General features: G+C 60.9%; 24 protein-coding genes and 4 pseudogenes. 9 read left to right on the top strand and 19 right to left on the bottom strand.

The features are described 5' to 3' along the window. Positions 1 to 21 precede the first annotated feature (21 nt). Positions 22 to 789, bottom strand: a complete 768-nt coding sequence (locus tag ACEN42_RS40910) for an SDR family NAD(P)-dependent oxidoreductase (protein ID WP_371884058.1) — start codon at positions 787 to 789, stop codon at positions 22 to 24. Positions 790 to 819: 30 nt separating this feature from the next. Beyond that, a complete protein-coding gene (gene hisD / locus ACEN42_RS40905) occupies positions 820 to 2,133 on the bottom strand; it encodes a histidinol dehydrogenase (protein ID WP_371884057.1) in 1,314 nt (437 codons plus the stop codon). Positions 2,134 to 2,364: 231 nt separating this feature from the next. Between hisD and ACEN42_RS40900 the strand changes: the two genes are divergently transcribed. Continuing rightward, entirely contained in the window at positions 2,365 to 3,420 is a 1,056-nt protein-coding gene (locus tag ACEN42_RS40900; protein WP_371884056.1) for a LacI family DNA-binding transcriptional regulator, read from the top strand. An 8-nt stretch (positions 3,421 to 3,428) separates the two neighbouring features. Here ACEN42_RS40900 and ACEN42_RS40895 read toward each other — a convergent pair whose 3' ends face one another. The 5 genes from ACEN42_RS40895 to ACEN42_RS40875 form a co-directional block, all read right to left on the bottom strand. After that, entirely contained in the window at positions 3,429 to 4,703 is a 1,275-nt protein-coding gene (locus ACEN42_RS40895) for a cation:dicarboxylate symporter family transporter (protein ID WP_371884055.1), read from the bottom strand. A gap of 114 nt (positions 4,704 to 4,817) precedes the next feature. Beyond that, a complete protein-coding gene (locus tag ACEN42_RS40890) occupies positions 4,818 to 5,852 on the bottom strand; it encodes an Ldh family oxidoreductase (protein WP_371884054.1) in 1,035 nt (344 codons plus the stop codon). Beyond that, positions 5,849 to 7,156, bottom strand: a complete 1,308-nt coding sequence (gene dctA / locus ACEN42_RS40885) for a C4-dicarboxylate transporter DctA (RefSeq protein ID WP_371884053.1) — start codon at positions 7,154 to 7,156, stop codon at positions 5,849 to 5,851. Before dctA ends, ACEN42_RS40890 begins: the two co-directional genes overlap by 4 nt. A gap of 157 nt (positions 7,157 to 7,313) precedes the next feature. Beyond that, positions 7,314 to 8,489: a UxaA family hydrolase gene (locus ACEN42_RS40880; RefSeq protein WP_371884052.1), complete on the bottom strand. Its 1,176-nt coding sequence runs from the start codon at positions 8,487 to 8,489 to the stop codon at positions 7,314 to 7,316. 49 nt (positions 8,490 to 8,538) lie between these two features. Then, the gene (locus ACEN42_RS40875; RefSeq protein ID WP_371884681.1) at positions 8,539 to 8,808 is read right to left on the bottom strand and encodes a UxaA family hydrolase; all 270 of its coding nucleotides are present in this window, start codon (positions 8,806 to 8,808) and stop codon (positions 8,539 to 8,541) included. A 243-nt stretch (positions 8,809 to 9,051) separates the two neighbouring features. On the opposite strand from ACEN42_RS40875, the gene ACEN42_RS40870 reads away from it, so the two are divergent. Together ACEN42_RS40870 and ACEN42_RS40865 are read left to right on the top strand one after the other, a co-directional pair. Next, positions 9,052 to 9,807, top strand: a complete 756-nt coding sequence (locus tag ACEN42_RS40870) for a GntR family transcriptional regulator (protein WP_371884051.1) — start codon at positions 9,052 to 9,054, stop codon at positions 9,805 to 9,807. Positions 9,808 to 10,341: 534 nt separating this feature from the next. After that, positions 10,342 to 11,649, top strand: coding sequence for a putative Na+/H+ antiporter (locus tag ACEN42_RS40865; RefSeq protein ID WP_371884050.1), 1,308 nt, complete (start codon positions 10,342 to 10,344; stop codon positions 11,647 to 11,649). Here the strand turns inward: ACEN42_RS40865 and ACEN42_RS40860 are convergent. Then, positions 11,603 to 12,684, bottom strand: a pseudogene (locus ACEN42_RS40860) (IS630 family transposase). The gene ACEN42_RS40865 and the pseudogene ACEN42_RS40860 sit on opposite strands and share 47 nt — an antisense overlap. 63 nt (positions 12,685 to 12,747) lie before the next feature. Between ACEN42_RS40860 and ACEN42_RS40855 the strand changes: the two are divergent. From ACEN42_RS40855 to ACEN42_RS40845, 3 genes are all read left to right on the top strand, one after another. After that, the gene (locus tag ACEN42_RS40855) at positions 12,748 to 12,870 is read left to right on the top strand and encodes a hypothetical protein (RefSeq protein WP_371884680.1); all 123 of its coding nucleotides are present in this window, start codon (positions 12,748 to 12,750) and stop codon (positions 12,868 to 12,870) included. Between the two features lie 115 nt (positions 12,871 to 12,985). Then, positions 12,986 to 14,562, top strand: a protein-coding gene (locus ACEN42_RS40850; protein ID WP_371884049.1) for an IS3 family transposase whose coding sequence is annotated in 2 segments (ribosomal slippage) — positions 12,986 to 13,445 and positions 13,445 to 14,562 — 1,578 coding nt in all. Because the reading frame shifts where the segments join, the coding sequence is not laid out codon by codon here. 162 nt (positions 14,563 to 14,724) lie between these two features. After that, positions 14,725 to 15,033 (top strand): hypothetical protein, encoded by a 309-nt coding sequence (locus ACEN42_RS40845; protein ID WP_371884048.1) that lies wholly within the window; start codon positions 14,725 to 14,727, stop codon positions 15,031 to 15,033. Between the two features lie 225 nt (positions 15,034 to 15,258). Here ACEN42_RS40845 and ACEN42_RS40840 read toward each other — a convergent pair whose 3' ends face one another. After that, the gene (locus ACEN42_RS40840) at positions 15,259 to 16,233 is read right to left on the bottom strand and encodes an IS5 family transposase (RefSeq protein ID WP_371884046.1); all 975 of its coding nucleotides are present in this window, start codon (positions 16,231 to 16,233) and stop codon (positions 15,259 to 15,261) included. A 733-nt stretch (positions 16,234 to 16,966) separates the two neighbouring features. On the opposite strand from ACEN42_RS40840, the gene ACEN42_RS40835 reads away from it, so the two are divergent. Together ACEN42_RS40835 and ACEN42_RS40830 are read left to right on the top strand one after the other, a co-directional pair. Continuing rightward, the gene (locus ACEN42_RS40835; protein WP_371884047.1) at positions 16,967 to 18,145 is read left to right on the top strand and encodes a glutamine amidotransferase-related protein; all 1,179 of its coding nucleotides are present in this window, start codon (positions 16,967 to 16,969) and stop codon (positions 18,143 to 18,145) included. A gap of 147 nt (positions 18,146 to 18,292) precedes the next feature. Further along, positions 18,293 to 18,619: pseudogene (locus ACEN42_RS40830) on the top strand (Tn3 family transposase); the annotation flags it as partial. A 215-nt stretch (positions 18,620 to 18,834) separates the two neighbouring features. Here the strand turns inward: ACEN42_RS40830 and ACEN42_RS40825 are convergent. The 7 genes and pseudogenes from ACEN42_RS40825 to ACEN42_RS40795 all read right to left on the bottom strand — a co-directional run bounded on the left by ACEN42_RS40825 (position 18,835) and on the right by ACEN42_RS40795 (position 23,329). Then, positions 18,835 to 19,809: an IS5 family transposase gene (locus tag ACEN42_RS40825; RefSeq protein ID WP_371884046.1), complete on the bottom strand. Its 975-nt coding sequence runs from the start codon at positions 19,807 to 19,809 to the stop codon at positions 18,835 to 18,837. A gap of 159 nt (positions 19,810 to 19,968) precedes the next feature. After that, positions 19,969 to 20,271 carry a type II toxin-antitoxin system RelE/ParE family toxin gene (locus ACEN42_RS40820; RefSeq protein ID WP_371884045.1) on the bottom strand — a complete coding sequence of 101 codons (303 nt, stop codon included), beginning with the start codon at positions 20,269 to 20,271 and terminating at the stop codon, positions 19,969 to 19,971. Next, the gene (locus tag ACEN42_RS40815; protein WP_371884044.1) at positions 20,271 to 20,525 is read right to left on the bottom strand and encodes a type II toxin-antitoxin system ParD family antitoxin; all 255 of its coding nucleotides are present in this window, start codon (positions 20,523 to 20,525) and stop codon (positions 20,271 to 20,273) included. Before ACEN42_RS40815 ends, ACEN42_RS40820 begins: the two co-directional genes overlap by 1 nt. 149 nt (positions 20,526 to 20,674) lie before the next feature. Then, on the bottom strand, positions 20,675 to 21,103 hold the full coding sequence (locus ACEN42_RS40810) for a hypothetical protein (protein ID WP_371884043.1): 429 nt from the start codon (positions 21,101 to 21,103) through the stop codon (positions 20,675 to 20,677). A 450-nt stretch (positions 21,104 to 21,553) separates the two neighbouring features. Beyond that, positions 21,554 to 21,880 (bottom strand): annotated as a pseudogene (locus ACEN42_RS40805) (UPF0149 family protein); the annotation flags it as partial. Between the two features lie 415 nt (positions 21,881 to 22,295). Beyond that, positions 22,296 to 22,616: a ProQ/FINO family protein gene (locus ACEN42_RS40800; protein ID WP_371884042.1), complete on the bottom strand. Its 321-nt coding sequence runs from the start codon at positions 22,614 to 22,616 to the stop codon at positions 22,296 to 22,298. A gap of 54 nt (positions 22,617 to 22,670) precedes the next feature. Further along, positions 22,671 to 23,329 (bottom strand): annotated as a pseudogene (locus tag ACEN42_RS40795) (HAD family hydrolase). Between ACEN42_RS40795 and ACEN42_RS40790 the strand changes: the two are divergent. Further along, complete coding sequence (locus ACEN42_RS40790) at positions 23,240 to 23,458, top strand: hypothetical protein (protein WP_371884699.1); 219 nt, start codon at positions 23,240 to 23,242, stop codon at positions 23,456 to 23,458. The pseudogene ACEN42_RS40795 and the gene ACEN42_RS40790 overlap by 90 nt on opposite strands. Before the next feature lie 264 nt (positions 23,459 to 23,722). On the opposite strand, the gene ACEN42_RS40785 is transcribed toward ACEN42_RS40790, so the two are convergent. The 3 genes from ACEN42_RS40785 to ACEN42_RS40775 form a co-directional block, all read right to left on the bottom strand. Further along, positions 23,723 to 24,169, bottom strand: a complete 447-nt coding sequence (locus ACEN42_RS40785) for a hypothetical protein (RefSeq protein ID WP_371884041.1) — start codon at positions 24,167 to 24,169, stop codon at positions 23,723 to 23,725. A 62-nt stretch (positions 24,170 to 24,231) separates the two neighbouring features. Beyond that, positions 24,232 to 24,417 (bottom strand): hypothetical protein, encoded by a 186-nt coding sequence (locus ACEN42_RS40780; protein ID WP_371884040.1) that lies wholly within the window; start codon positions 24,415 to 24,417, stop codon positions 24,232 to 24,234. Between the two features lie 56 nt (positions 24,418 to 24,473). After that, positions 24,474 to 24,716, bottom strand: coding sequence for an L-dopachrome tautomerase-related protein (locus ACEN42_RS40775; protein ID WP_371884039.1), 243 nt, complete (start codon positions 24,714 to 24,716; stop codon positions 24,474 to 24,476). Between the last annotated feature and the right edge of the window lie 191 nt (positions 24,717 to 24,907).

The following is a 24,907-nucleotide window of genomic DNA, read 5'->3' as shown; positions in this document are numbered from 1 at the left end:
GGTTGTCTCCACCATTGTTAATCAACGTGCGGTATATCCGCCGTCGATCATGATTGTTTGACCACTGATATAGCTGGATGCATCGCTTGCAAGAAACACGGCGAGGCCGTCGATGTCCTCCAGTTTGCCGTTACGGCCGATGCACGTCTGTTCGGCATGCTTGCTCGCGAGCGTTTCATCGGCGAACACGGACGCGGTGAGCGCTGTAGGGAAAAAGCCAGGACCGATGGCATTGCACGTGATCCCGTGCCGGCCCCACTCCTGCGCGATCGCGCGGGTGAGCTGGACGACGCCGCCTTTGCCTGCGCCATAGGGCGCGCTGTTCGCGAACGCCCGATACGACTGCAAGGACGCGATATTGATGATTCGTCCCCAGCCCTGCGCTCGCATGAGCGGCGCGAGTTTCTGCGTGAGGAAGAACGGCGCGCCCAGATGAAGCGCCAGTTGCGTCTGCCAGGTCTCGGGCGTGACCTCGGCGAACGGCTGACGCAAGTTGACGCCGGCGGCATTGACGAGAATATCGATGCGCCCGTTTTGCGCGAGCGCTTCTTCGGCGCAACTGATCGCGGCCTGAGGCGAGCTTATGTCGGTGGCGATGAAACCCGCTTCTATGCCCTTGGTCGCGAGGGTTTCCGTCGCGTCGCGCAATGCGCCTTCGCGTCGGGCCGCGAGCACCACGCGCGCACCGGCACGTCCCAACGCGCTCGCAATCGCGAGGCCAATGCCGGCATTTCCTCCGGTCACGAGCGCGACGCGTCCTTTAAGGCTGAACATACTGGCAAGTTCCATCGTCACTCCATCGTAAGTGCGTTTCGGGACTCAAACCTGCACGGCGTCGCCCTTTTCGAACTGCTCGTTCGGAAAGTACTTCTTCAGACGATCGTCCGCCGTACGCGCATGCGCTTCCATGCCTTCGAGCCGGGAGATGCGCGCGGTCACTTCGCCGATACGACGCGCTGCGTCGCGCGTCATGCGCTGCCAGGTGAGCGTCTTGACGAACTTGTGCACGGACAGGCCGCCCGAGTAGCGCGCCGCGCCCTTGGTCGGCAGGACGTGATTCGGGCCGCTGGTCTTGTCGCCGAACGCGACAGTCGTTTCCTCGCCGAGGAACAGCGAGCCGTAACACGTCAGGTTATCGAGCCACCATTCGAGATCCGCCGTATGGACTTCGAGATGCTCCGACGCATAACGGTCCGACACTTCGACCACTTCCTCACGCGTGTCACAGACGATCACTTCGCCGTAGTCGCGCCATGCACTCGCGGCTGCGTCGCGTGCGGTCGGCGGCAAATCGTCGATCAGGCGCGGCACGAGCGCCATGACTTCGGCAGCCAGCGCTTTCGATGTCGTGAACAGCCATGCAGGCGATTCATGTCCGTGTTCGGCTTGCCCCACGAGATCGCTTGCGACGATTGCCGGATCGGCGGTGTCGTCGGCAATGACCGCGACTTCCGACGGACCCGCGAATACATCGATGCCCACCTTGCCGAACAGAGTGCGCTTCGCTTCCGCGACGAACTTGTTGCCAGGCCCGACGACCACATCGGCAGGCTTGCCCGTGAACAGCCCGTATGCCATCGAAGCGATCGCCTGCACGCCGCCGAGTGTCATCACCACATCGGCACCCGCCGCCTTGAAGCCATAGAGCACGTAAGGATGAATGCCGCCGCCACGGAACGGGCTCGAGCACGCAATCACGGTCTTCACGCCCGCTGCCTTGGCGGTCGCGACGCCCATATAAGCCGAAGCGATATGCGCATAACGACCCGCCGGCGCGTAGCAGCCGACCACATTGACCGGGATGACACGCTGGCCGGCCGTCACGCCCGGATGCAGTTCCACGGAGAAATCTTCGATCGAGCGGCGCTGCGCGACGGCGAAGTCGTGAACCTGCTTCACGGCGAAATCGATGTCATCGCGGATATGCTGCGGCACTTCGCGCGCGCGCCGCTCGATCTCCTCGCGCGGCACGACGATGTCGCCGTCCCAGTGATCGAGCTTCTTCGCGTACGCACGCACGGCCGCTTCGCCGTTGGCTTCGATTTCAGCAAGCATCTCCGTGACGACGCGCTGCGCCGTAGCAGTTTCGGTCTCCGGGGTTTTGGTGGCCTTCTTCAGATAAAAAACCGTCATGGTCCGCTCCTGATGTGGAAGATTTTCGGTTGCGCCTGAATGCAAGCGCTTGCATTTCGAGGGTAAAAATAAGCCGGCAACGGTTGCGGCGATCTGATCGCTCGCAGGTAAATGCAAGCGCTTGCATCTATAATAAAAGAAGCGGTTTCACTTTGAATCAGTATTGATACCTATAAGCCTCGCGTCACGTCGGTGGGATGCTGATGCAGAGCCTGACCAAGCAGAATGACGATGAACGACGCAATTGAAACGAGTACCGTAGACCGACCGCGACTGTCCGATGTGGCAGCACTGGCGGGCGTATCGACAGCAACGGTGTCGCGCGCGCTTTCGAATCCGGACATGGTGAAAAGCAACACGCGCGAGCGCATTTTGCAAGCGATTGCGCGTCTGGGCTATGTTCCGGACGGTGCCGCGCGGGCGCTGGCGTCTGGCCGCGCCCGCATGGTCGGCGCCATCGTCCCGACGCTCGACAACGCCATCTTTGCGCGCGCCGTTCAGGGCCTTCAGAGCACGCTTTCGAACGCGGGCTACCAGTTGCTGATCTCCGCGCACGAATACAGCCTTGCGGCCGAGACAGAAGCGGCGCGCGCGCTGCTCGAACGGGCAGTGGATGCGCTCGTGCTCGTTGGCGCGGAGCACGCGCATGAAACATGGGAAATGATGCGAGCCAGCCGGATTCCAGTGCTCATCACATGGACCAATGCCGCCGCCGCAAGCGAGATTTTGACGACGACGGCGCCGCTCATCGGTTTCGACAACAGGTTGATCGGGAAGCTCGCGGCCGAGCATCTGCTCTCTCTTGGTCACCGGACCTTCGGCATGATCTCGGGGATGATGCGCCAGAACGATCGCGCGCGTCATCGGGTCGATGGCTTTCGCAGCGCACTCGCCGAGGCGGGCATACGACTGCCCGAAGCGAACGTGATCGAGCAGCCTTTCGGCTTCGACGGCGGCCGTACCGGCCTCAAGCATCTGATGCAACTGCGCCCTCGCCCCACGGCCGTGTTCTGCGGCAACGACGTTCTCGCGCTTGGTGCGCTGTTCGAAGCGCAATCGCTGAACATAAAGATTCCGGACGAACTGTCGATCGTCGGTTGCGACAACCTGCCCATCTCGTCGCAAATCACGCCCGGGCTCACGACCGTATTGCTGCCGACCTATGAACTCGGGCAGCGGGCCGCGCTTACGTTGCTCGACTGGCTGACCACGCAGCGCCCTCCCGCGGATGTGTGTCTGCCGATCGAACTCGTCGTGCGCGGAACCAGCGGCCCCGCGCCCGTTTGAGCTTTCGTTCAGCGGGTCACAGCCTTGGGAGGCATCCCGAGCGTTTCCCGCATGCACACGTCGTCACGCTGACGCTCCCAGTGCGCGACGGCCACGGTGGCAACAGCATTGCCGATCATGTTCGTCGTTGCGCGGATTTCGGCGATGAAGCGATCGACGCCCAGCACGATGGCCGCGCCCTCGATGGGAATATGCTTGAACGCGGCGAGCGTCGCGAGCAGGCAGATGAAGCTCGCGCCGGCGACACCCGCCATGCCTCGCGAGGTCAGCATCGAAATGCCGACGAGCACCGCCTGTTCCGCGACCGACAACTGAATGCCGAACGCCTGCGCGATGAACACCGCGCAAATGACCTGCGCCACGCACGTCCCCGCGAGATTGAACGTGTAGCCCATCGGCATGACGATACCGACCACGCCGGTCGGGCATCCGAGCGCTTCGAGTTTCTTCACGAGTTGCGGAAATGCGGCTTCGGACGACACGGTGGCGATCACCAGCAGGATCTCGCCACGAATGTATTTGAGCAGACGCCACAGGCTCACGTCACACATCAGGCAGATGCCGCCGAGTATCAGCACGATATACGCGAGCGTCGCCGCATACACCGTGACGAGCAGCATGAACAGCGAGTTCATCGTGCCGAAGCCAAACTTGCCGACCGCATACGCCATCGCACCGAATGCACCGATGGGCGCGAGCCGCATCACGATACGCACGATGCCGAACAGCGCATTGCCTACGCCTTCGAAGAACTTGTAGGCCGTCTCCCCAGTCTTGCCCGAATGCGACAGGCCGATCGCGAAGAGCGTCGAGAACAGCACGACCTGAAGCATGTCCGCGTTCGCGAAGGCCGACACCGCGCTATCGGGAATGATGCCGAGCAGAAATCCCATCACGCCGCCGGAAGAAGCATGCAGCGATCGCTCGTAGCCGTTCAGCACGCTCGCATCGATCGAACTGGGCGTGAGGTTCATCCCCACGCCGGGCTGGATGGTGTTGACCGCCCATAGTCCGATCAGCAAGGCGATGGTCGTCGTCAGTTCGAACAGGATGATCGACTTGCCGCCGATACGCCCGAGCGCGCCCGCCCCGCCCATCTCTTTCGCGCCGAGCACGATCGTCACGAAGATGAGCGGCGCGGTCACCATCTTCACGAGCTTGATGAACGCCGTGCTGAGCGGCGCGACGCTTTGCCCGGCGTTGGGAAAGTAATGGCCGAGCAACGCGCCGGCTACGATTGCGATGAGAACCTGCACGTAAATCTGACGAAAGATCTTTCGCATGCTTGTCTCCGGGCGTCCTGCCGACGCCTGCATTTGTATCGCTGTGGGATGAAGCGGGATGCGGGGTTCTGTTCCTGTCGGTGTCGTCGTGATGAATGCGCGTGCCGGCTCGCGTCAATGCGCGTCGGCGCTGTCGTTCGCGAGCGCGCGAAGCTGCTCGAACAGCTTGCGATTCAGCACGATGCCCGCGCTCTCGCTCGCCGCCGCGATCTCGTGGCGTCGATAGCCGGGCAGGCGCACGTCGTCATCCACGAGCATCAGTTCGATGAGCGTCTCGATGCGTTGCTGATAGACGCGCGAGCCCGCGAGCGCATCGGGGTCGAGCAGCCAGAACAGATGCCCGACGCGCGAACGCGGACCCTCTTCGGTCAGAAACGAACCGGCTTCCGAGCCGAATTGCGCGCCGGAAAGCGCCGCCGCGAGCAGTTCGACCATGAGCGCCAGCACCGCCCCCTTCGCACCGCCGAAGGGCAGCATCATGCCGCCGAGCGCGGCGTGGGCATCGGTGGTCGGCTCGCCGTCGATGGTCGTCGCCCAGCCTTCCGGAATGGGCTTGCCGTCGCGCGCCGCGACCATGATCTTGCCGCGCGCCACCTGCGACAGCGAAAGGTCGATCATCAACGGCTCGGCCTTTGCGCGCGGAAACACGGCGGCAATCGGATTGGTGCCGAGCAGAGGATGCTTGCCGCCCCACACGGGCATCGAACCCGGCGCGTTGCTGAATGCAAGGCCGACGAGACCCGCGCGGCCGACCGCTTCGAGATGATACGCACCCGCGCCGAAGTGATGACTGCGCGTTACGCTCGCCGCAGCGGTGCCGAACGTGCGCGCCCGTTCGATGCCGGTCGAGATCGCGAGCGCGCAGGCGTCGAACGCGAGGCCATCGGCGGCATCGACGAGAAACGCCGCGCCCTTGTCGCGCACAATGCCGGGCACCGCCGCCGCATCGACGCGGCCGTTGCGCAATTGCGCGAGATACATCGGCAGGCGCGCGACGCCGTGCGACGAGAGGCCGCGCGCATCGGCATAGACGAGCGCCTTCGCGGTGGCTTCGGCAGTGGCTTCGGTGGCGCCCGCTTCGAGCAGGGCGAGGCGCGCCAGCGCGTGCAGCGCGGCGGGCGTGATGGAGACGTTTTCGGATGCGGTCATTTCTGCATGTCCTGCGCGGGTTCGATCAACATGCGCGCGTCCTCTTCGAGGGCGGCACGCGGATCGGCGAGTATGGCACGCGCTGCCTCGACATCGAACACGCCCTCCCAGCGCGCGACCACCAGCGTCGCCACCGCATTGCCGATCATGTTGACGAGCGCGCGGATCTCGTTGAGCACGCGGTCGATACCGATGATCAACGTGATGCCCGCCACCGGAATGATGTTGTGCGACGACAGCGTGGCCGTCAGCGCGACCAGCGCCGCGCCCGCCACGCCGGCGCCGCCCTTCGACGTGAGCAGCAGGATCGCGAGCAGGCCGAGTTGCTGCATCAGCGTGAGATGCGTGTTGGTCGCCTGCGCGATGAAGAGCGAGGTCATCGTCAGATAGATGGCCGCGCCGTCGAGATTGAACGAGTACCCGGTCGGCAGTACGAGACCCACGACCGACTTCGGGCAGCCGAGCCGTTCGAGCTTCTCCATCAGACGCGGCAGCACGGACTCCGTCGTCGATGTGCCGAGCACGATCAGCAATTCCTCGCGCAGATAACGCAGCAGAGACCACAGACTCACGCCCGCCCATCGGCATGCGGTGCCCAGCACGAGCACGACGAACAGAATGCTGGTCACATAGAAGCAGAGAATCAGCAGGCCGAGTTGCTGCAAGGTGCCGATGCCGTATTTTCCGACCGTGAACGCGATCGCGCCGAACGCGCCGAGCGGCGCGAGCCGCATGATCATTTCGACGATGCGCATCAACGCGTCGCCGAGTTGTTCGATGCATTGCGAGAGGAACTTGCTGCGCTCGGACATCAGCGACAACGCGACGCCGAACAGAACCGAAAAGAGCAGCACCTGCAGCAGATCGCCCCGCGCGAACGCGCCGACCACAGAGTTCGGCACGAGTTCTTCGAGCAGGCTCTTGTGTTCCGCCGAATGCACCTCGGTGACGAAATGCGAGACCGCCCCGGGATCGAGCGTCTTCGGATCGATGTCGAGGCCCGCGCCCGGATGCACGACATTTGCGACGACGAGTCCGATGACGAGCGCGATCGTCGTGACGACTTCGAAGTACAGGATCGTCTTGAAGCCGACGCGCCCTACCTGCTTGAGGCTTTCCATGCGCGCGATGCCCACGGACACCGTGCAGAAGATCAGGAGCGTGATCAGCATCTTGATCAGACGGATGAAGGTATCGCCGAGAGGCTTGAATTGCACGCCGAGGCTGGGCGCGAAATAGCCGACGAGAATGCCGGCTGCCAGTCCGATCAGGACCTGGACATAGAGATGCTTGAGCACGCGCAAGATGGTGTCTCCTCCACTCGCTGCTGCAAGATGTGACGACGGGCGCGCGAACCCGGTTCGCGCCGCCTCTGTGATGGCTGTCGAACCGGTGCGCGCACCGGGCGGGGACTGCTTGTTGTCTGCTTCTGCGTGGCGATGAAGCTGCGTCGTCGCGGGCTTACGCGCTTTCGAACAGACGCGTCAGCACGAACTCGCGATGGCCGAGCGTTTCGGCGGCGGTCCAGCGACCGTTGGCCGTCGCGAGCATGCATTCGAGCAGTTTGTCGCCGCTTTGATCGAGGTTCTGTTCGCGTTGCAGGATGCCGGACACATCCACGTCGATGTGCTCGCCCATCGTGCGAACCGTGCGCGGATTCGCGCAAATCTTGATGACCGGCACGATCGCGTTGCCGATCACATTGCCTTGCCCCGTCGGGAAGAAGTGCACCGCGAAGCCCGATGCCGCGCACAGCGTCACCATTTCCGCCGCCGCCGACGACGAGTCCATGAACCACAGACCCGAATGCGTCGGCTCCTCGGCCTTGTCGAGCACGCCATCGACCATGCACTTCTTGCCGATCTTCTGAATGTTGCCCAGCGCCTTTTCTTCGATGGTCGTCAGGCCGCCCGCAATGTTGCCCTTGGTCGGCTGCGACTCGGAAAGGTCGTCGGTCTTCCAGCGGTTGATCATGTCCTGATAGCGGTCGAACATGAACTGGAAGCGCTCGCGCACGCCGTCGTTCGCGCAGCGCGCCGCGACGATCTGCTCGCCGCCCGTCAACTCCGACGTCTCGCCGAACACGAGCGTGTTGCCGAGGCCGTAGAGCTTGTCGAACGCATTGCCGACGGTCGGATTCGCGCCGCAGCCCGAGGTCGTATCCGACTCGCCGCATTTGGTCGACACCCACAGCTCGCTGATGGGGCATTCCTCGCGTTCGAGCGCGGTCGCGTACTGCACCATTTCCTTCGCGGCCTTCGATGCACGCATGATCGTGTCATGGTCGCCGTGCAGTTCGATGCCGAAGCCCATCACCGGCTTGCCCGATTTGGCGATGCCGTCGACCACGCGCTTGGTCCAGCCTTCCTCGATGCCGATCACGATCACCGCCGCGACGTTCGGATTGCTGCCCGCGCCGATCAGCGTGCGGAAGTGCAGGTCCAGGTCGGCGCCGAACTGCAGGCGGCCATACGGATGCGGAACGGCCGTCGTGCCTTTGATCGCCGACTCCACGGCCAGTGCCGCGGCATTGGACAGATCGTCCACCGGCAGGATGATGACGTGGTTGCGCACGCCGACGCGGCCGTTTTCACGGCGATAGCCGCGGAAGGTAGTGTCCAGTTGAATCACGCTCATGATGTCTCTCTCGATATGGGGTGGAAAAGCCTGGCTGCGTGTCGGCCGATTACCAGCGCTTCGTCTTGATGTTGTGCACGTGCGCGTGCTCGCCCGCCGTGATGGGCGCGACCACCTTGCCGATATCCACGCCGTACTTGAACACCGTATCGCCCACATTCATGTCCTTCAGCGCCACCTTGTGGCCGATGGGAATGTCCTGCTTCGCGTTGACCGTGACGATCTCGTCCTCGTCCATGATCCACGCGTTCAACTGCGAACCCGCCTTGATGCCCTCGATCACAGCGACGCCCACCGTGTCCTTCGCCTCGTGCAGCACGATATGAATCGTCTTGCGCTCGCCCGCTTCTCCCTTCGCCGCACTGCTTGCTCCCGCTGCTGCTTGATTCATTTGCTCCTCCTGGTTGATGAATCGGAGGCCAGTTCCTTCGCTTGGCGCCGTCCGTTGAGTGCATAGTAGGCCCACATCTCATACATGTCAACTAACTCATCTATATGTCTTGAATGTCTCGCGGCGAACGGTACAATCGGCGTCATGGAACAATCAAGCCAGGGAGACGTGATGAGCACAGTCACGGCCATGCCAACCAGTCCCGGTGGCACGCGGTACAAGGAAGTGAAGGAAGCGATGCTGGCCGCCCTGACGGCGCGGGAATGGAAAGGCGGCGAGGTGATTCCGTCAGAGAAGCGTCTGGCCGAACGTTTCGGCGTGTCGATAGGCACGTTGCGCAAGGCGATCGACGAGCTGTGCGCGGAAAAGATTCTGATCCGTCACCAGGGGCTCGGCACCTTCGTTGCTCAGCATCGGCGGGATCGCCACTTCTTCCGATTTTTTCGCGTTGTGCGGCGCGACGGCGAGCGCACCTATCCCGCCGTCACACTCGTCAACTTCAAAAAGGCGAAGGCGTCGGCGCTCATTGCGGCGAAACTTGGCATCGAGAGCGGCGCCCGTCTCTTCGTATTTACGAATGCGCTGTCTTTGCACGGCAAAGCCGTGCTCATCGACACGGTCATGCTCCCTGAGGCGAAATTCCCCGATCTGACCGAGACCATGCTACGCGACCGGACCGATACGCTGTACAACTTCTATCAGGACGCTTTCGGCATTAACGTGACGGGCACGGATGAGCGCCTACGCATTGCCCGCGCGAGCGAGCTCGAAAGCGAGTTACTGAAGATAGATGTTGCCGGTCCGGTCTTGGAGGTTGAACGCGTCGCATATTCGTTCAATCAGTTGCCGGTGGAATACCGCTTGACTCATATCAACACTGAAGACTACGAGTACGTCGCGAGCACGATAAATAGCGGCGAGAGCTAGGCTCCGCGAAGTTTGACGAAGCCGTCCGCACTGATGGAGGCGCGCTTGCGCGCGCCGTCTCAAGTTCGCGTTGGCCAGCGGACACTTTTTAGGCCGAACCGGCCATTCGAATGACAGCTCGATGCCGTGGTTGAGTGGCCGCAATTGGCCGGTTTCTGCCTGACGGTGAACGCTGGCGCCTCGGCCTCTGCTCTTGTTCGAGGTTGGAGCGTCGACAGGCAAGAGTGCTTCGCCTTCCGTTCGCAGTTCGCCAGCGTCATCTAAACACTGTGCCAGCTCTTAACCTACGCGGTGTCTGCGCTTCCACAGAGATAGAAACCGCCGACAGCGATGCATGACAAGGATTGCCTACATGACGTCCGTCGGCATGCCCGCCCGATGTCGTGCGAGCCGGGGGGCTCGCTGATATGTCCCTAGACCAATGGCGCACCTTCATCAAACGCCTGTCGGCCCTCGACGCTTTGAAATGAAGGGCTGTTGTAACATGGCGAGCCAATCAACTCGCGGGTTCGCATCTGCACGTGCCCTCCTTCGATGCCTCATTCCGTTGAAGTCGCTGCCGCTGTTATCTTCGCCCTTGCACTGATCCATACGTTTGCTGTTGCGCGGATCGATACGCTTGGCCACCGCTTTCCTCGACACTCAGGCGTGTTTCATTTTCTTGCCGAGGTTGAGGTCGTCTTCGGATTTTGGGCACTAGCCCTGTGTCTTGTCATGTGGATGCTTGTCGGCTCCGAGGCAACGATCGACTATCTTGAAAATCGTGAGTTCACGGAAGCGCTGTTCGTCTTCGTCGTCATGGTCATTGCGGCAAGTCGCCCCATCCTGGTGCTGATGACGAACGCCGTGATGGCGTTGTCCCGGTTCTTGCCGGTGCGCACGGAAGTGGCCGTTGTCTGGTTCGCACCGTGCGCAATTCCGCTTCTTGGTTCCTTCGTCACGGAACCTGCCGCCATGACGCTCGCTGCGCTCTTGCTGCGTGACAGATTGTTTGTCGCGCAGGTGCCCGAGCGAGTCAGATACTTCGGCCTCGCCTTGCTGTTCGTCAATGTATCAATTGGGGGCGTCATGACCGCGTACGCGGCTCCGCCAGTGTTGATGGTTGCAAGTGCGTGGGGATGGAACACGGGTTTTATGGCAGCGACTTTCGGTTGGAAAGCAGCGCTCGCCGTCGCTTTCAATGCGACACTCTTCGTCGCACTCGCGGCTAAGAGCGTGCCTACGCTGGCGTCAAACGATCGCGCGGACACGTCGCCATTAGAGCGTGTGCCGGTGGGCGTTACCCTTGTGCACCTCGCATTCCTCGCACTGGTCGTGATCAATTCGCATCATGCCGTCGTCTTCATCGGGGCGTTCCTCTTCTTCCTCGGATACACACACGCCTACGAGCGCCATCAATCTGCGCTCATGCTCCGCGAAAGTCTTCTGGTCGCATTCTTCCTCGGCGGCTTGGCGGTGCTAGTACAACATCCCTCAAATAGCTTAATAATTATCGGGCTGCAAATAAGGCTGCAGGAGCGTGACGACGATCTCGGCCATCTCGTCGAGCGAACCTGTGCCCGGCAGCGGCTCCCATCGTCCGGTGTGGCTGCGAAAGGCGGCACTATAACGATTGCGGGCGAGCTCGGTAAGGCGCGCCACAACAGTCGGTTCGTCATCATCGAGGCGTTTGATCAGCAGGTGCCGCCCGTAGGCTTGTGTGACGATCTGCTCATGGCCGAGCAAGCTGCGCAGCTTACGCTGAAGTTCAGTCGCGTAATGTTTGGTGGGTATGGCTGGCATGTCTGTCTCTCGATTACGATGTGCCCGTTTGCAACGGATAGCCCCGGAAAGTCCATTTGAAGGGGCGTGCTGCCTGATTATGCTCGTGCGTAAACTGCGCGGTGCGCTCGCGCAGGTGCGCGGTGCTGGTATGACTGGCATGGCGTAGCACCCGACGCGTATAGCGGGCAAACCACAGTTCGATCTGATTGACCCAACTCGCGTGCAGCGGGGTGAAGTGGAAGTGAAACCGCTGATCATGCCGCTCGTTGAACGCCTGCCAGACGGCCTGAGCGCGATGCGTATTGAGATTGTCCCAAATCACGTGCACCTGTTTGCCCGGGTGCGCAGCCGCTACGCGCTCCATGAAGGCGACCAGGTCGTCTTGGGTGCGCCGCTCGCGGCAGTCTGCCAGCACCTGACCGGAATGCACATCAAGCGCGGCAATCAGCGCCTGAGTGCCGTGCCGGATATATTCAAACTCCCGACGACGCAGCCGTCCCGGTGCCGGCGCGCGTCCCGGGTGCTTGCGCTCGATGGCTTGAATGCCCGTCTTCTCGTCGATGCTGAGCACCACCGCGTTTTGGGCGCCTTGCGGTACAGCTTGCAAATCACATTCACCTTCTCGCGAAAGGCCGGGTCAGGACTGTGTAGCCATTGCCGGACCCGGTGCGGTCGAACGTCGCCAGCCTGCAAAATGCGCTGCACATGGCTGCGGCTGATCTGTTCGACAATGCCACGCTCAATCGCGCGCGCCACTATCTCGTCCAATGTCGGCGTAACCCGTCCCTCGGGTTCGTGTGCTTCACATGCCAACGCAATCAACTGCAGTCGCGTTTCTTGTGTGATGCGTGGCGGACGGCCGCTACGCTCACCCTCGCGCAGGCCCTGTGCACCGTGCTGTGCGATGCGCTTGCGCCACCTGCAGACCGTCTGCACCGATACGCGCAGCTCTCGAGCAATCACTGTATTCGGATGTCCCTCGTGCGCCCACAGCGCGATGCGTGCCCGCATCACATCTCGCTGAGTCGCGGTCTTCCACTCGATCAGCGACAGGAGTTCTTCTCGTTCTTTCTTCGCCAACTTCACTGGCGTTGCATGACGGCCTTGGCTCATCCCGAAATGATAGCCAAGACAATTATTTAATCAAGCTATTTAGGGGATGTTGTACTAGGTGGACTGCAACAATGGTGGCTACAGCCTCTCGTGGGTTCGATGGACGCGCTAACCCTTTACTTCGGCCCCATGGAGACAGACGTCTTCGCAAAACCCACGAAAGGCGAAGGTTGCACGCCGGCGTAAAGTTGGGATTACGTATAAATATGAGCTACGGCGGGCGATTCTATACGCCCTCCCCCGGCGTCAGGATAGATGTCGCCTCTGATTTTTCTTGATTTGAAGAACTCAGAGGTGCAGGTTGAAGGCGAAACAGACGTATTCTGTTGAATTCAAAGAGCAGGCGCTGGCAAAGGTGCTGCAACGAGGCAACCGGTCCGTAGGAACGGTTGCCTCGGAACTGAACATGAACGTATTAACCTTGAGGAAGTGGATCCGCGTGTCTAACGCCGCAAACCGCAATCCGGGGCCGATCAATGCACGGCGCCCGGAAGACTGGTCTTTGGAAGAGCGCCTGCTGGCCTTGCAGCAGAGCCATGGACTGGGCGACGAGGCGCTGAACGCGTGGTGCCGCGAACGGGGCCTGTTTGCCCATCATCTGGACCAGTGGCGCGCTCAGTTCTGCTCGGCTGGCACGGCGAGCAGCGCACGTGCAAACGCTCCAGAGATGCGCGAGCTCAAACAGGCCAACGCGCAACTGCAGCGCGAACTGAAACGCAAGGAAAAGGCTTTAGCGGAGGCAGCCGCGTTGCTGGTACTTTCAAAAAAGTATCAGGCGCTGTTCGGGGACGAGGACGAATGACTTCCCCTGAAGAGCGCGCGACATTGCAAGAGCTGATCGGTGAGGCGACGACAGCCGGGGCTCGTCAGGCACGCGCATGTGCCATGGTGGGATTAAGCGCGCGCACCGTGCAGCGCTGGCAAGGCGGCGGTCCTGAAGCGGTGGACGGGCGCACCTTATGCCATCATGATCCTGTTCACAAGCTGTCGGCCGACGAGCGCGCTGACCTATTGGCTGTGGCCAACTCTGTCGAATTCGGTCATCTGCCACCGAGCCAGATCGTGCCTCGCCTGGCTGACCAGGGCCGCTACATCGCCTCGGAATCGACGTTTTACCGGGTACTGCGCGAAGAGAAACAGCTTGCTCATCGGCGCAGTGAACGACCGGCCCGCACCCGCAGCAAGCCCCGCGCGGTATGTGCCGACGGGCCCAATCAGCTGTTCAGTTGGGATATTACTTACCTGCCGACGACGGTTCGCGGGCAGTATTTCTATCTCTATCTGTTCATGGACGTGTTCAGCAGGATGGTCGTCGGCTGGCAGGTCTACGCCGAAGAGAGCAGCGCCCAGGCCAGCGAGCTTCTGAAGGATCTATGTGCGCGTGAAGCGATCAAGCCGGGCCAAGTGATTTTGCATTCGGATAACGGCGGCCCGATGAAGGGGGCCACGATGCTCGCCACTCTGCAGGCTCTGGGTGTCATGCCGTCATTGAGTCGACCGGGCGTGAGCAACGACAACCCGTATTCCGAGTCGCTGTTCAAGACACTGAAGTATCGGCCGGCCTATCCTCTGCGGGCGTTCGACACTCTGTTTGCCGCGCGCGCCTGGGTCACCGGGTTGGTGCGCTGGTATAACCACGAACATCGTCATAGCGCGATCCGTTTCGTCACGCCTGCCCAACGGCACGCCAAGCTCGACCAGCAGATCCTCGATCGCCGCGCGACGCTCTACGAGGCGGCAAAGCAGCGCAACCCGCTACGATGGAAAGGCCCTACGCGAAACTGGAAGCGCGTGCACACGGTCCATCTGAATCCCGATCAGACAGACAACTTCGAACCCATCCAACGCGACCACCGACAGGAGCAAAAAGCCGCCTGAATTTAATCGTTGAGGCGACATCTAGCTTGAAAATTTCCGCCCTTGCAGGTCGAACCGCGTCTGCATGAGCGCACGCTGACGGGCAACGACGTATCGCAGGTGTATTCGATGACGGGCTGGCGCATCGGCTAGGCGGGCGGTCCAGCGTGGCTAATCCGCGCGATGCAGACGCTGCAATCGCAGAGCACGTCGAATCCGAGCACGATCTCGCAAGTGGCGACGCTCGCGGCGCTGGAAGGCGGTACGGATTTCCTGATCGAATGGATCGATGAGTTGCGCATCTGCCGCGATCTCGTGCTCGACACCGTGGCGGGCTGTCCCGGCCTGCACTGCGATGCCCGCGATGGCGCGTTCTACGCCTTCGTCGACTATTCGGGTGCGATCGGCGCAACCACGCCTTCGGGCGATGTCATCGCTACCGACCTCGACTTCGCCAACTATATGCTGGCGGCGGCGCATGTCGGCGGGTAGCAGCAACGCATTGCTGCGTCGCCGCCCCCTAAGAACGCAGCGTGCGACTTTCACCGCACTGCGCTCAAGCACAGCGTTAAGGCAATGCTGATCAAGCCGTGTAAACGCGACCGATCACGATTGAGCATGCGTAAACTCTTCGAATAACCGATGAAGATGGTCATTCCGCTTCCTTTTATCGTGCCGCAGGCGTTCTGCACGGGCTTTTGGCCCGTGTTTCGCCCATTACGGGCGCACCTGTCCCGTAAATCGGCCTCGCGACAGGTAAAGGTTCGCCAGCGCGAGCGAAACGAAGGCGCGATTGGCATTCTTCGCCAGGCCGCGATAGCGCACCTTCGTGAAACCCCACAACCGTTTGACCACGGCGAACACATGTTCGACGCGGGCGCGAATCTTCGACTTGTTGCGGTTCTTGCGACGCGCCACTTCATCGACGCTGTCCTTGCGGCGCGTGCGCTGATTCGTGAAGTCGCGGGCACGTGGGGCCTTGCCATGGATCAGCGCTTTCTGGCTCGCATACGCGCTGTCGCCATAGACCCGCTGCTCCTGGCCATGCAGAAGCTGCGGCAGTGGGTGTTTGTCGTGCACGTTGGCCGCCGTGACGACGACGCTATGCGTCAGTCCGCTCTGGCTGTCCACGCCGACATGAATCTTCATGCCGAAATACCACTGCTGTCCTTTACGCGTCTGATGCATTTCAGGGTCCCGCGCTTTCTCCCTGTTCTTCGTCGAAGAGGGTGCGCCGATCAGCGTGGCGTCTACAATCGTGCCACTCTTGAGCTTTGCTCCGCGTGCCTGCAACACCCGACCCACCTCGGCGAAGATTCGCTCGCCCAGCTTGTGCTCTTCAAGCAGGTGCCGGAATTTGAGCAGCGTCGTGGCGTCTGGAACGGTTTCGCTGCCCAGGTCGATGCCCACAAAACGGCGCAGGCTGAGGCTGTCGTACAGCGCCTCTTCGCACGCCAGGTCTGCAAGGTTGAACCAGTGCTGTACAAAATGAATCCGCAGCATGCGCTCCAGCGCGATCGGCGGGCGACCGTTGCCGCGTTTCGGGTAATACGGCTCGACCACGACACACAGTTCGGCCCACGGCACGAGCCTGTTCATCTCATCGAGAAACGCTTCGCGTCGCGTAGGTTTGCGCTGTGCTCCGAATCCCGCGCATTGATCGACTGCCATCGCCAGTGTCAGTTGCTTCATCGTTTTTTGCTTTTACCGTCGCATGTCTACGCTATAACGCATGACACCCGTGAGTGGTGGACTTGATCAGCATTGCCTTAAGTGTCGTCCCGACACCGACCATGTCGACTACACATGGACTTCGCATACGTCTCATCGTTGATTCTCCGTATTGCCAAGGCGAAAGGCGCCGAACCGTAGTGATACCGGTCTCTTCCAGGCTTCCTCTCGTCGAATCTCAGACGATGGCATACGACAGCTGCACCATGCGGAAGTGGGCACCCTTTCAGGTCAGGGCAAATCTGGAACCCTTATGCGCCCCATTACAGGCCGCCGTTCGCTTTTTCCGCAATCCCATGCCCGCTCCCCCAACAGGATTCGAGCGGCAATTCACTTACGTTGTGCATTCGGAACTTGCCTCGCCTTCATACCGCCTTGCTGCTCGCAATGGCGGCGGAGTGTGACAAGACAGGGAAGAGCTTTGCCATCCAATACCTCAACCGGTTTACGTCCGGCAGACGGCGACACGTGTCGCAAGGCGTGGTACACGGTAGCGCGTTCGGCGTGGAGAACCATGTGCGGATGGCGTATGCTGTCCCGATGCCCAAGCCAAGCGACGCGTGCCGGCGCATCGAGACCGCGTGTGCGGCGTTGACACCCGCTGTCGCCGCGGTCTGAAGCGCCTAAGCACCAGACGCCATGCCCGCGACACGTGTGCCGTGCGCGGGTTTTTCTTTTCATCGGATGGCCTTCCATGCTCTATCTCATCGAAGACGCTACCCCCGAGCCGGCGCAATTCGGCGCCCTTCCTGCGCTGTTCGCCCGGACTTTGAATGCCGAACTCCGCTGCGCAGGCGTGCATTTCGACGAACAGCGGTTTCCCGATGCACACCAGCACGTCACAGCGGATGGACGGTTAGTCGCGAGCGGTCTGATCTGGCGCACGCGCACGGGCTTGCCCGATGCCGCCGAGCCATGCCATGAGATTTTCGCGCTGGCGCGCACGCGTGATATCGTCATTCTCGTGCGATCGTTCAAAGCGTTTCCCACGCATTGCACGGAAGACGTGGAGATGTTGCGCGTCGTTCATGAAGCCGATAGTGCACAGCTCGTCGAAGATGGTTCGGGCGTGGTTTTGCAAGCGCATCGGGATCACTATGGCAGATGGCGATCCGCGGAAAAAGCCGCATCGCGCGCGAGCGGGCCGTCCATGACGATTGCGCTGATAGGCCGTGAGTGCGACCAGCATCAGCAATACCCCGCGACGCTCGCCGCCCTCGGTGACGCCGCCGATGCGCTCGGCTTCGATCTCGACGTGCGCTTCATCGCAGCGCAGGACATCGACCGCGACAACGCAGAAGCTTTGCTCGCCGATGCACACGGCATTCTTTTGGCGGGCAGCGCGAACATGGCGCACGTGGCGGGACAGATCGAGGCCGCGCGTTTCGGCTGGCTGGCGTCGATTCCGGTCGTGGGTTTGGGTCTCGGCATGCAGTCGATGGCGACGGCCATCGCGCGGCTCGCGCTGAAGAGCGATGAGATTGGCATGAAGGAAGCGCAGCCCGATGCGCGCGTCGCCAGCTTCGAGCCGATTCATGTTGGCGAGGATGGCGTGTTGTTGCATCGCTCAGGCTTGCGGCCGATAAGCCTGGTGCCGGGATCGCGTATCGCGGCCATGCTCGGCGCGCAGGCGAGCATTCTCTGCAATCATCGCTACAGGCTCAATCCGGCGCTCGAAGCGCCGCTCTCGACGCTCGGCGTGACCGTCACCGCGCGCGACGAGAGCGGCTCGATCGCCGATGCCATCGAGGCCGATAAGCATCCGTTCTTCGCGGGCATGCAGGGGCGTCCCGAACTGTTGTCGCGTGATGGCGCGCCGCACCCGCTCCTGATTGCGTTTCTGGAAGCGGCGGCGCGCCGTTCATCAGCATAAGCGCCCGCTTCGAAAGCGGGCGCTTACGCAAAAGCTCAACCTTAGCTGATCGCCGACGCGAACAAGGTGGCATCGACATTCCCGCCCGATGCCACGATCAGCACACCGGGCGTTCTTGATTCCCGTGCAGATTTCGGGTTACAGTACCTTCACGTTCCTCGCGGTCAAGACCTGCCACAGGAGCTTTGTGCCGTGATAGACCGCGACGTCAGACTTAATTTCATCGATGAAGTTTGCGACGAGTTTGTCAGCATTGCCGCATCGATTCACTCCGGATAATGCACTGCAGTTGAAGCCCTCACCCGCTTCGGCTCAGCAGCGCGTGGGCAGCCGGTCTATGACGGAGGCGTCCACATCGGTCGGCTGTTCCGTCACATCTTCCTTATCGATTACTTCATGAACACTTGCTTGCGCACGGCGTTGCAGCACGCATGTGGCAAAGCATCCAGACTTCCGCTAACAGTCGAACAGGCTGCCTCCGCCTAGATGTGCAGGCCCGGCGCATCTTGGAATCGGACGTTGTTCGGGAGATCAATAGATTTAAGGCAATGCTGATCAAGCCGTGTAAACGCGACCGATCACGATTGAGCATGCGTAAACTCTTCGAATAACCGATGAAGATGGTCATTCCGCTTCCTTTTATCGTGCCGCAGGCGTTCTGCACGGGCTTTTGGCCCGTGTTTCGCCCATTACGGGCGCACCTGTCCCGTAAATCGGCCTCGCGACAGGTAAAGGTTCGCCAGCGCGAGCGAAACGAAGGCGCGATTGGCATTCTTCGCCAGGCCGCGATAGCGCACCTTCGTGAAACCCCACAACCGTTTGACCACGGCGAACACATGTTCGACGCGGGCGCGAATCTTCGACTTGTTGCGGTTCTTGCGACGCGCCACTTCATCGACGCTGTCCTTGCGGCGCGTGCGCTGATTCGTGAAGTCGCGGGCACGTGGGGCCTTGCCATGGATCAGCGCTTTCTGGCTCGCATACGCGCTGTCGCCATAGACCCGCTGCTCCTGGCCATGCAGAAGCTGCGGCAGTGGGTGTTTGTCGTGCACGTTGGCCGCCGTGACGACGACGCTATGCGTCAGTCCGCTCTGGCTGTCCACGCCGACATGAATCTTCATGCCGAAATACCACTGCTGTCCTTTACGCGTCTGATGCATTTCAGGGTCCCGCGCTTTCTCCCTGTTCTTCGTCGAAGAGGGTGCGCCGATCAGCGTGGCGTCTACAATCGTGCCACTCTTGAGCTTTGCTCCGCGTGCCTGCAACACCCGACCCACCTCGGCGAAGATTCGCTCGCCCAGCTTGTGCTCTTCAAGCAGGTGCCGGAATTTGAGCAGCGTCGTGGCGTCTGGAACGGTTTCGCTGCCCAGGTCGATGCCCACAAAACGGCGCAGGCTGAGGCTGTCGTACAGCGCCTCTTCGCACGCCAGGTCTGCAAGGTTGAACCAGTGCTGTACAAAATGAATCCGCAGCATGCGCTCCAGCGCGATCGGCGGGCGACCGTTGCCGCGTTTCGGGTAATACGGCTCGACCACGACACACAGTTCGGCCCACGGCACGAGCCTGTTCATCTCATCGAGAAACGCTTCGCGTCGCGTAGGTTTGCGCTGTGCTCCGAATCCCGCGCATTGATCGACTGCCATCGCCAGTGTCAGTTGCTTCATCGTTTTTTGCTTTTACCGTCGCATGTCTACGCTATAACGCATGACACCCGTGAGTGGTGGACTTGATCAGCATTGCCTTAAATAAAGTGACACGTCGACGAACCCAGCGATGCCCGAGGAGCGTTCGTGCGACATCTGACGGAATGATCTACGTGCCGGTTATGGGAAAAGAATCGAGAGATAATCGCGTCTGCTATTGAGAATCCGTAGCACGTCGATTCGGTCGTCGGCCTCAACGACACGGTAGAAAATCTGATAGTTGCCGTGAACCCGATGCCGAATTCCGCGTTCCTCGTAGCGCGGGATGAGCGGGAAAAGCAAAGGCGTGTCGGCCAGCGTCATGCAGGCTTGTTCCAGTTCTTCCACAAACGTCTCGGCGCGCTTCGGGCTACCGTTGCGCGCGATGAAGTCGCCGATTTCTTCGAGATCAAATTCAGCGTCCTCCGCGACATCGACGAACATCAATTCCCTTCCGACATTGCCCGATATTTGGTCCTGAGCCGACCGAACACTTCCGGCGCCGGCTTGCGGCGGCCCTCGTCAGCGTTCGCGATCGCGCGCTCGAGGCTGGCGTCGAGCGCGGCCAGTTGCGCTTCTCGATCCTGAATGAGCCGAACCCCTTCGCGCAGGACTTCACTTTTCGAGCCGTAGCGGCCTGTCTCAACCAAAGCGGCAACGTAGCTCTCGAGCTGTTGTCCGAGGTCAGCACTGATCATGTTTCTGCCTCCGTTTTGTACCTGGATCGATTTTACAGCAGTTATTAACTATTATCAAACTGCCCCCATCGATTTTCTCAGCGGCTTCCCAATCCTTCCTCCCAACTGCACTGCGCTGTCACCACTTTCACCGTTTTTCGTGATGACCTTCACGGTTCACCTAAGTCAAGGCCGTTTTCGACGCACCATTGCCTCAGCGCACTTTCGATAGAGTCCGCTTCAAAGGAGTACCAGCGCTCGAGAGCGCCCTCACGCGCCAGCAGATCCTTGAAACGGCCATACGCCCCTTGTCGTCGGAAAACCCCTTCGACCTGTTCATAACGCGCAGGCAATTGTTGCGCGACAAAGCGCAACGCGAGACTTTTTCCCAGCTCGAGCTCGTTCTTATGCGGTATCGCGAGGTAACGATCCGATGTTTCAAGGTCGCCAGGATGATCTTCGTCGAACGCGTCGTCGAAATCGGAGGTCCAATAAATCTTGCCCGTATCAAGCGAGACATACGCGTTATGCTCCATCGGCGACGCGTCGCTAACGAAGTCGAATGCCATAGAAAGATCGGTGTATTTGACCGCAATCATGCCTCTACCCTCATAGGCTGTAGCCTTCGAGCGGCCGGGTCGGTGTAACGGCGTAGAGGTGGTATTGCTCATACGCGATCAGTTCGTCGTCCGTCGGAGGCGATTATCCCCAGCCTCAACCCCTGACGCCGAAGTTCGCCTCGCCGCTGTCATCCAGGCCCGCAAGTCCGTGGACGTCGCCTTCCCGATCAACCAGCCGCAGCCATGTCGCCAGCTTTTCGCTGCTACCGTCCAGTAGCCGGTCAGTCAAGGTATGGTCGTTCGCCTTGCCCAGCATATTGTGAAGCCCGAGGTACGCGACCAGAAGGTGGTACATGGCGCCACGCAAATCATCGCGTCCGCCCTGGCAGCGTTGCGCGTGCCGATGCAAGTCTTCAATCGCGCGACCGAGTTTCTCGCCGACGTATGACAACGGCACGCCATGCCGGTCCTGCCACGACGTGTCGGCGCGACGCCATCTTCTCCTTCGAGAAGCACCGGTAGGTACACGTCCGGCTCGTCCAAGGTATGGCGCAACTCAGCCGCGATTGTGTTCCAGTGACGCATGAGCAGCCCCATGATCTCGGCAGCCTGCTCATCGCTCTCGAAGGCGAAGTCTTCGCCCCATATTCGGGGCAGATACTCGCTCGGCGGGACCATCTCGGGTCCACAGATCAACGCTGAAAAGTAGCCATCGAGCATTTCGATGTTTATCGCACTGAGACCGACAGCGTCCAGAAAATCAGAAAGACGAGTGAACTCGTCTTCGGTAAGCGGCTGATCGGTGGTCAGGTTCACAATGGTAATCGTGTCTTGAGTTCAAGATGGAGGCTGCTTCTCCGCTTGCTTGGGAAGCCGGTAATCAATAATCGGCGAGTTCCCACCCTACTCTCTTTGCCGATCGATTATATGACGTCGGGCTCGCTGGGTATCGCTCCGCGACCGATCGTGCCTGCTGCGCGACTGTGGAGGTAGGCTTCCAGCATCGGTCGCAGCGGCATGAACAACATCTGCCGAGAACGTCCTGCCGCAAATGACAGGCCAGGACGCCGTCCTCAACAGTCCCTCGCTCGCGAGATCGCACCGTCTCGACGCTCCACCCCCCTGATGCAGTTCGCCGCCTCGCACCAAGCGCTGCGCACATGGGCCTCCCGTTCGACCGATCGAATCGTTGATATTACTTCGCATTCCTATGTTGGATCGACAATGTTACTTACGTTAAATATGAGCTGCAACTGAAGCGCGTCTGGTTAGTCAACGTCGGTCGACGATATCGATTGTTGTTCGCAGTCTGCTCTTGCCAACGCGCGAGCCGAGCCTCCTCCTCACTTGTGCCGTATTCCGCTTCGGCAGCGGAGACAACCCCGAGATTGCGCCGGTAAGGATCCACGCGCGCATTGCCTTCGAGGAGGCAGGTCCAATAGCGCTGGCCACGACACCAGAGCTTGACGCCGTTACGAACGTAGGCGACGGGAAAAAACCCTCGATCAGCGTGCGCTTCATTCTCGGCAGCGCGTGACACTGTCCGTGGCATCCGTGCGTTTCCCCTACGCCCTTCTTCGCCGTGAGATCCTGAGCCGGTGAGTCTTCAACCCCGGAACGGCGACGCGTCGAACTTCGCCAGAAGCGCGGCGGGTCCGGGATAAATGGCTATACAGCCGGCATCTCTCAGCGACTCGTCGGAAAACCCTCCCGAAAGCAGACCGATCGGCTGCAAGCCCGCTCGCTTCGCCGCCTGCGCATCGTACGGCGAGTCGCCGACGACGATTGCCTCCGAAGGCTCGACGCATAGTTTGTGCAGCACCGTTCCAAACACGTCAGGGTCCGGTTTGGAGCGCTCGACATCTTCCGACGACACCGTAATGTCGAGCAGATCGGCAATGCCGGCGATATCGAGGTACATCTCCAGTTCGTCTTTTTTCGCCGACGATCCGACCGCGAGCCTCGTGCCCTGATCTCGCAGTTTCCGCAGCAGATAGGGGACCGCCGAGAACGGCCGCACCCGCGTCAGATAATTGGCCTTGAAGTGCTGGCCGCGCCACTTCTGCAGTTGCTCGCCTTGTTCTCGCAGCTCCGCTTCCGAGAGGAAGACTGGCAGCAATTTATCGCCGCCCTTTCCAATCTGACTACGCGCCTCGTCGAAACTGACGGTCCGAAGTGCGCGAACGCTTCGCACCACGCCAGCGCGTGCAGGTCGACGGAATCGACCAGCGTTCCATCAACATCGAAGATTGCGGCGCGTGGCATGAGACCTCCAATAAAAAGACGCTTCTGCAAGGGCGAAAACGCGCTAGCATTGTTCGTGCCACGGTGCGCGCGGAGCAACGCGCCGGTCGGCGCAAGCTCGTGCAAACGACGCTCGCAACGTGGTGCTGAGCGTCATGGACAGCATTGCCCGATCCTCCGCCAATTGGAGATCTTTCTCGGGATAGTCGTCGCGGGTTTTCCAGCGAAATTGAAGGAAGGCGGAGTGTGCGATCGCCATCGAACTCGCCGAAAGCAAAAAGCGCGTGATTCGCGAAGCGACCGCCCGCCACCAGCGAACGCTCGGTCATCGCCGCGCATCATGCGCTCGATTCCTCGCTCCCGGAGCGCGGCACGAAGCGCGGCGCAAAGCGGCCTGTTGCACGCTGAGTCGCGTCAGCGGGACGCGCGTCGCGCCAGCGCGGCAATCGCGAAGCCGGAAGAGAGTGCGACATAGGTCATGGCCAGCGAGCGCTTCGACAGATGGGTCTCAAATCCCGGCGTGAAGCGTTTCGGAACGACGTGATAGTCGAACACATAGGCGATGAGCGCGGTCGCCGCGGCAGCGCTTACAATTCTCGCGGGACGGCTCCGTCGTCCGCATAGCGCTTCGAACAGCACGCCCCAGAACACCGCGCTGCCCATGCGGATCGTCGCTCCTAGCGCCGTGTATCTGATGCTCGGCGTTTCCTGCGCTGATGCGTCCGGCGACAGGCAGCGCGTTACCGCATTCATCGCGGCGTAGGGCCCACGGCCCGAGCGCAGTGCACCGGTAGACGCCGCCGACGCCGATGCGAGTCCCGCAGCCGAAACCCGAGCAGAGAACGCGGACGATACGATCATTGAATTGCAGTTCCATACGCTGCTTTCCTCTTTCTGCGTAACCACCAACGCGTCCGACGCCGCTACCGTCCTCGAATCGCATACAGCCGCGTCGGCAGCGCGATGGAGCTCTGCGGATCGAACCAGCTCATTTCGTGAATGCGCGAATCGGTGATATATACCGTGCCGTCGGCGCTTTCCGAGAATGTGTCGGGCCAGACGAGCGCGCGATCCCGTAGCAGCGTATCGAAGCGTTCTCCGTCATGCACGCGAATCGCGTGATGCTCGGACCGACGAAACACAGAGGCGTCCACGCTCGTCGAAACTAAAGCCCGTCCGCCGGTCCATCAATGCCGACGACTTCCACGCGCTCGGAGACCTGTTGCGGACTCAACTGCGCGTTCTGCAGCGCGTCCGTTGCGATGCGATAGAGCGTCTTGCCCTTGACCGCCTGCCAGTAGAGACAGCGTCCGTCCGGCGTCAGCGCGATGCCGTCCGCGGAGAAGCTCACACGCCTGCCATCCGTCTGTTGCAGCGGCTTGCCATCGACTTTCACGGTGACGGCCAAAGGTGCTCAGGGTTCAGCATCAACGGGAAGAACACATGCCATCTCACGATCGCACCTCGTCATCCATTCATGCTCCGCTCTCGGAAGGGCCGAAAGACGAAGCATCGCCGCCGGCCGCCGGGCGACGCGCGTTTATTCAACAATCCAACAAAAAAGCCGCTCGGACTTAATGATGTGTTTGAAGGAGTAGA

Origin of the sequence: Caballeronia sp. S22 (genome assembly GCF_964261745.1) — a bacterium.
In the GTDB taxonomy this organism is placed as follows: Bacteria; Pseudomonadota; Gammaproteobacteria; order Burkholderiales; family Burkholderiaceae; genus Caballeronia; species Caballeronia jiangsuensis.
Note: the sequence above shows the minus strand (reverse complement) of the source record. Positions and strands in the feature narration are given on the sequence as shown.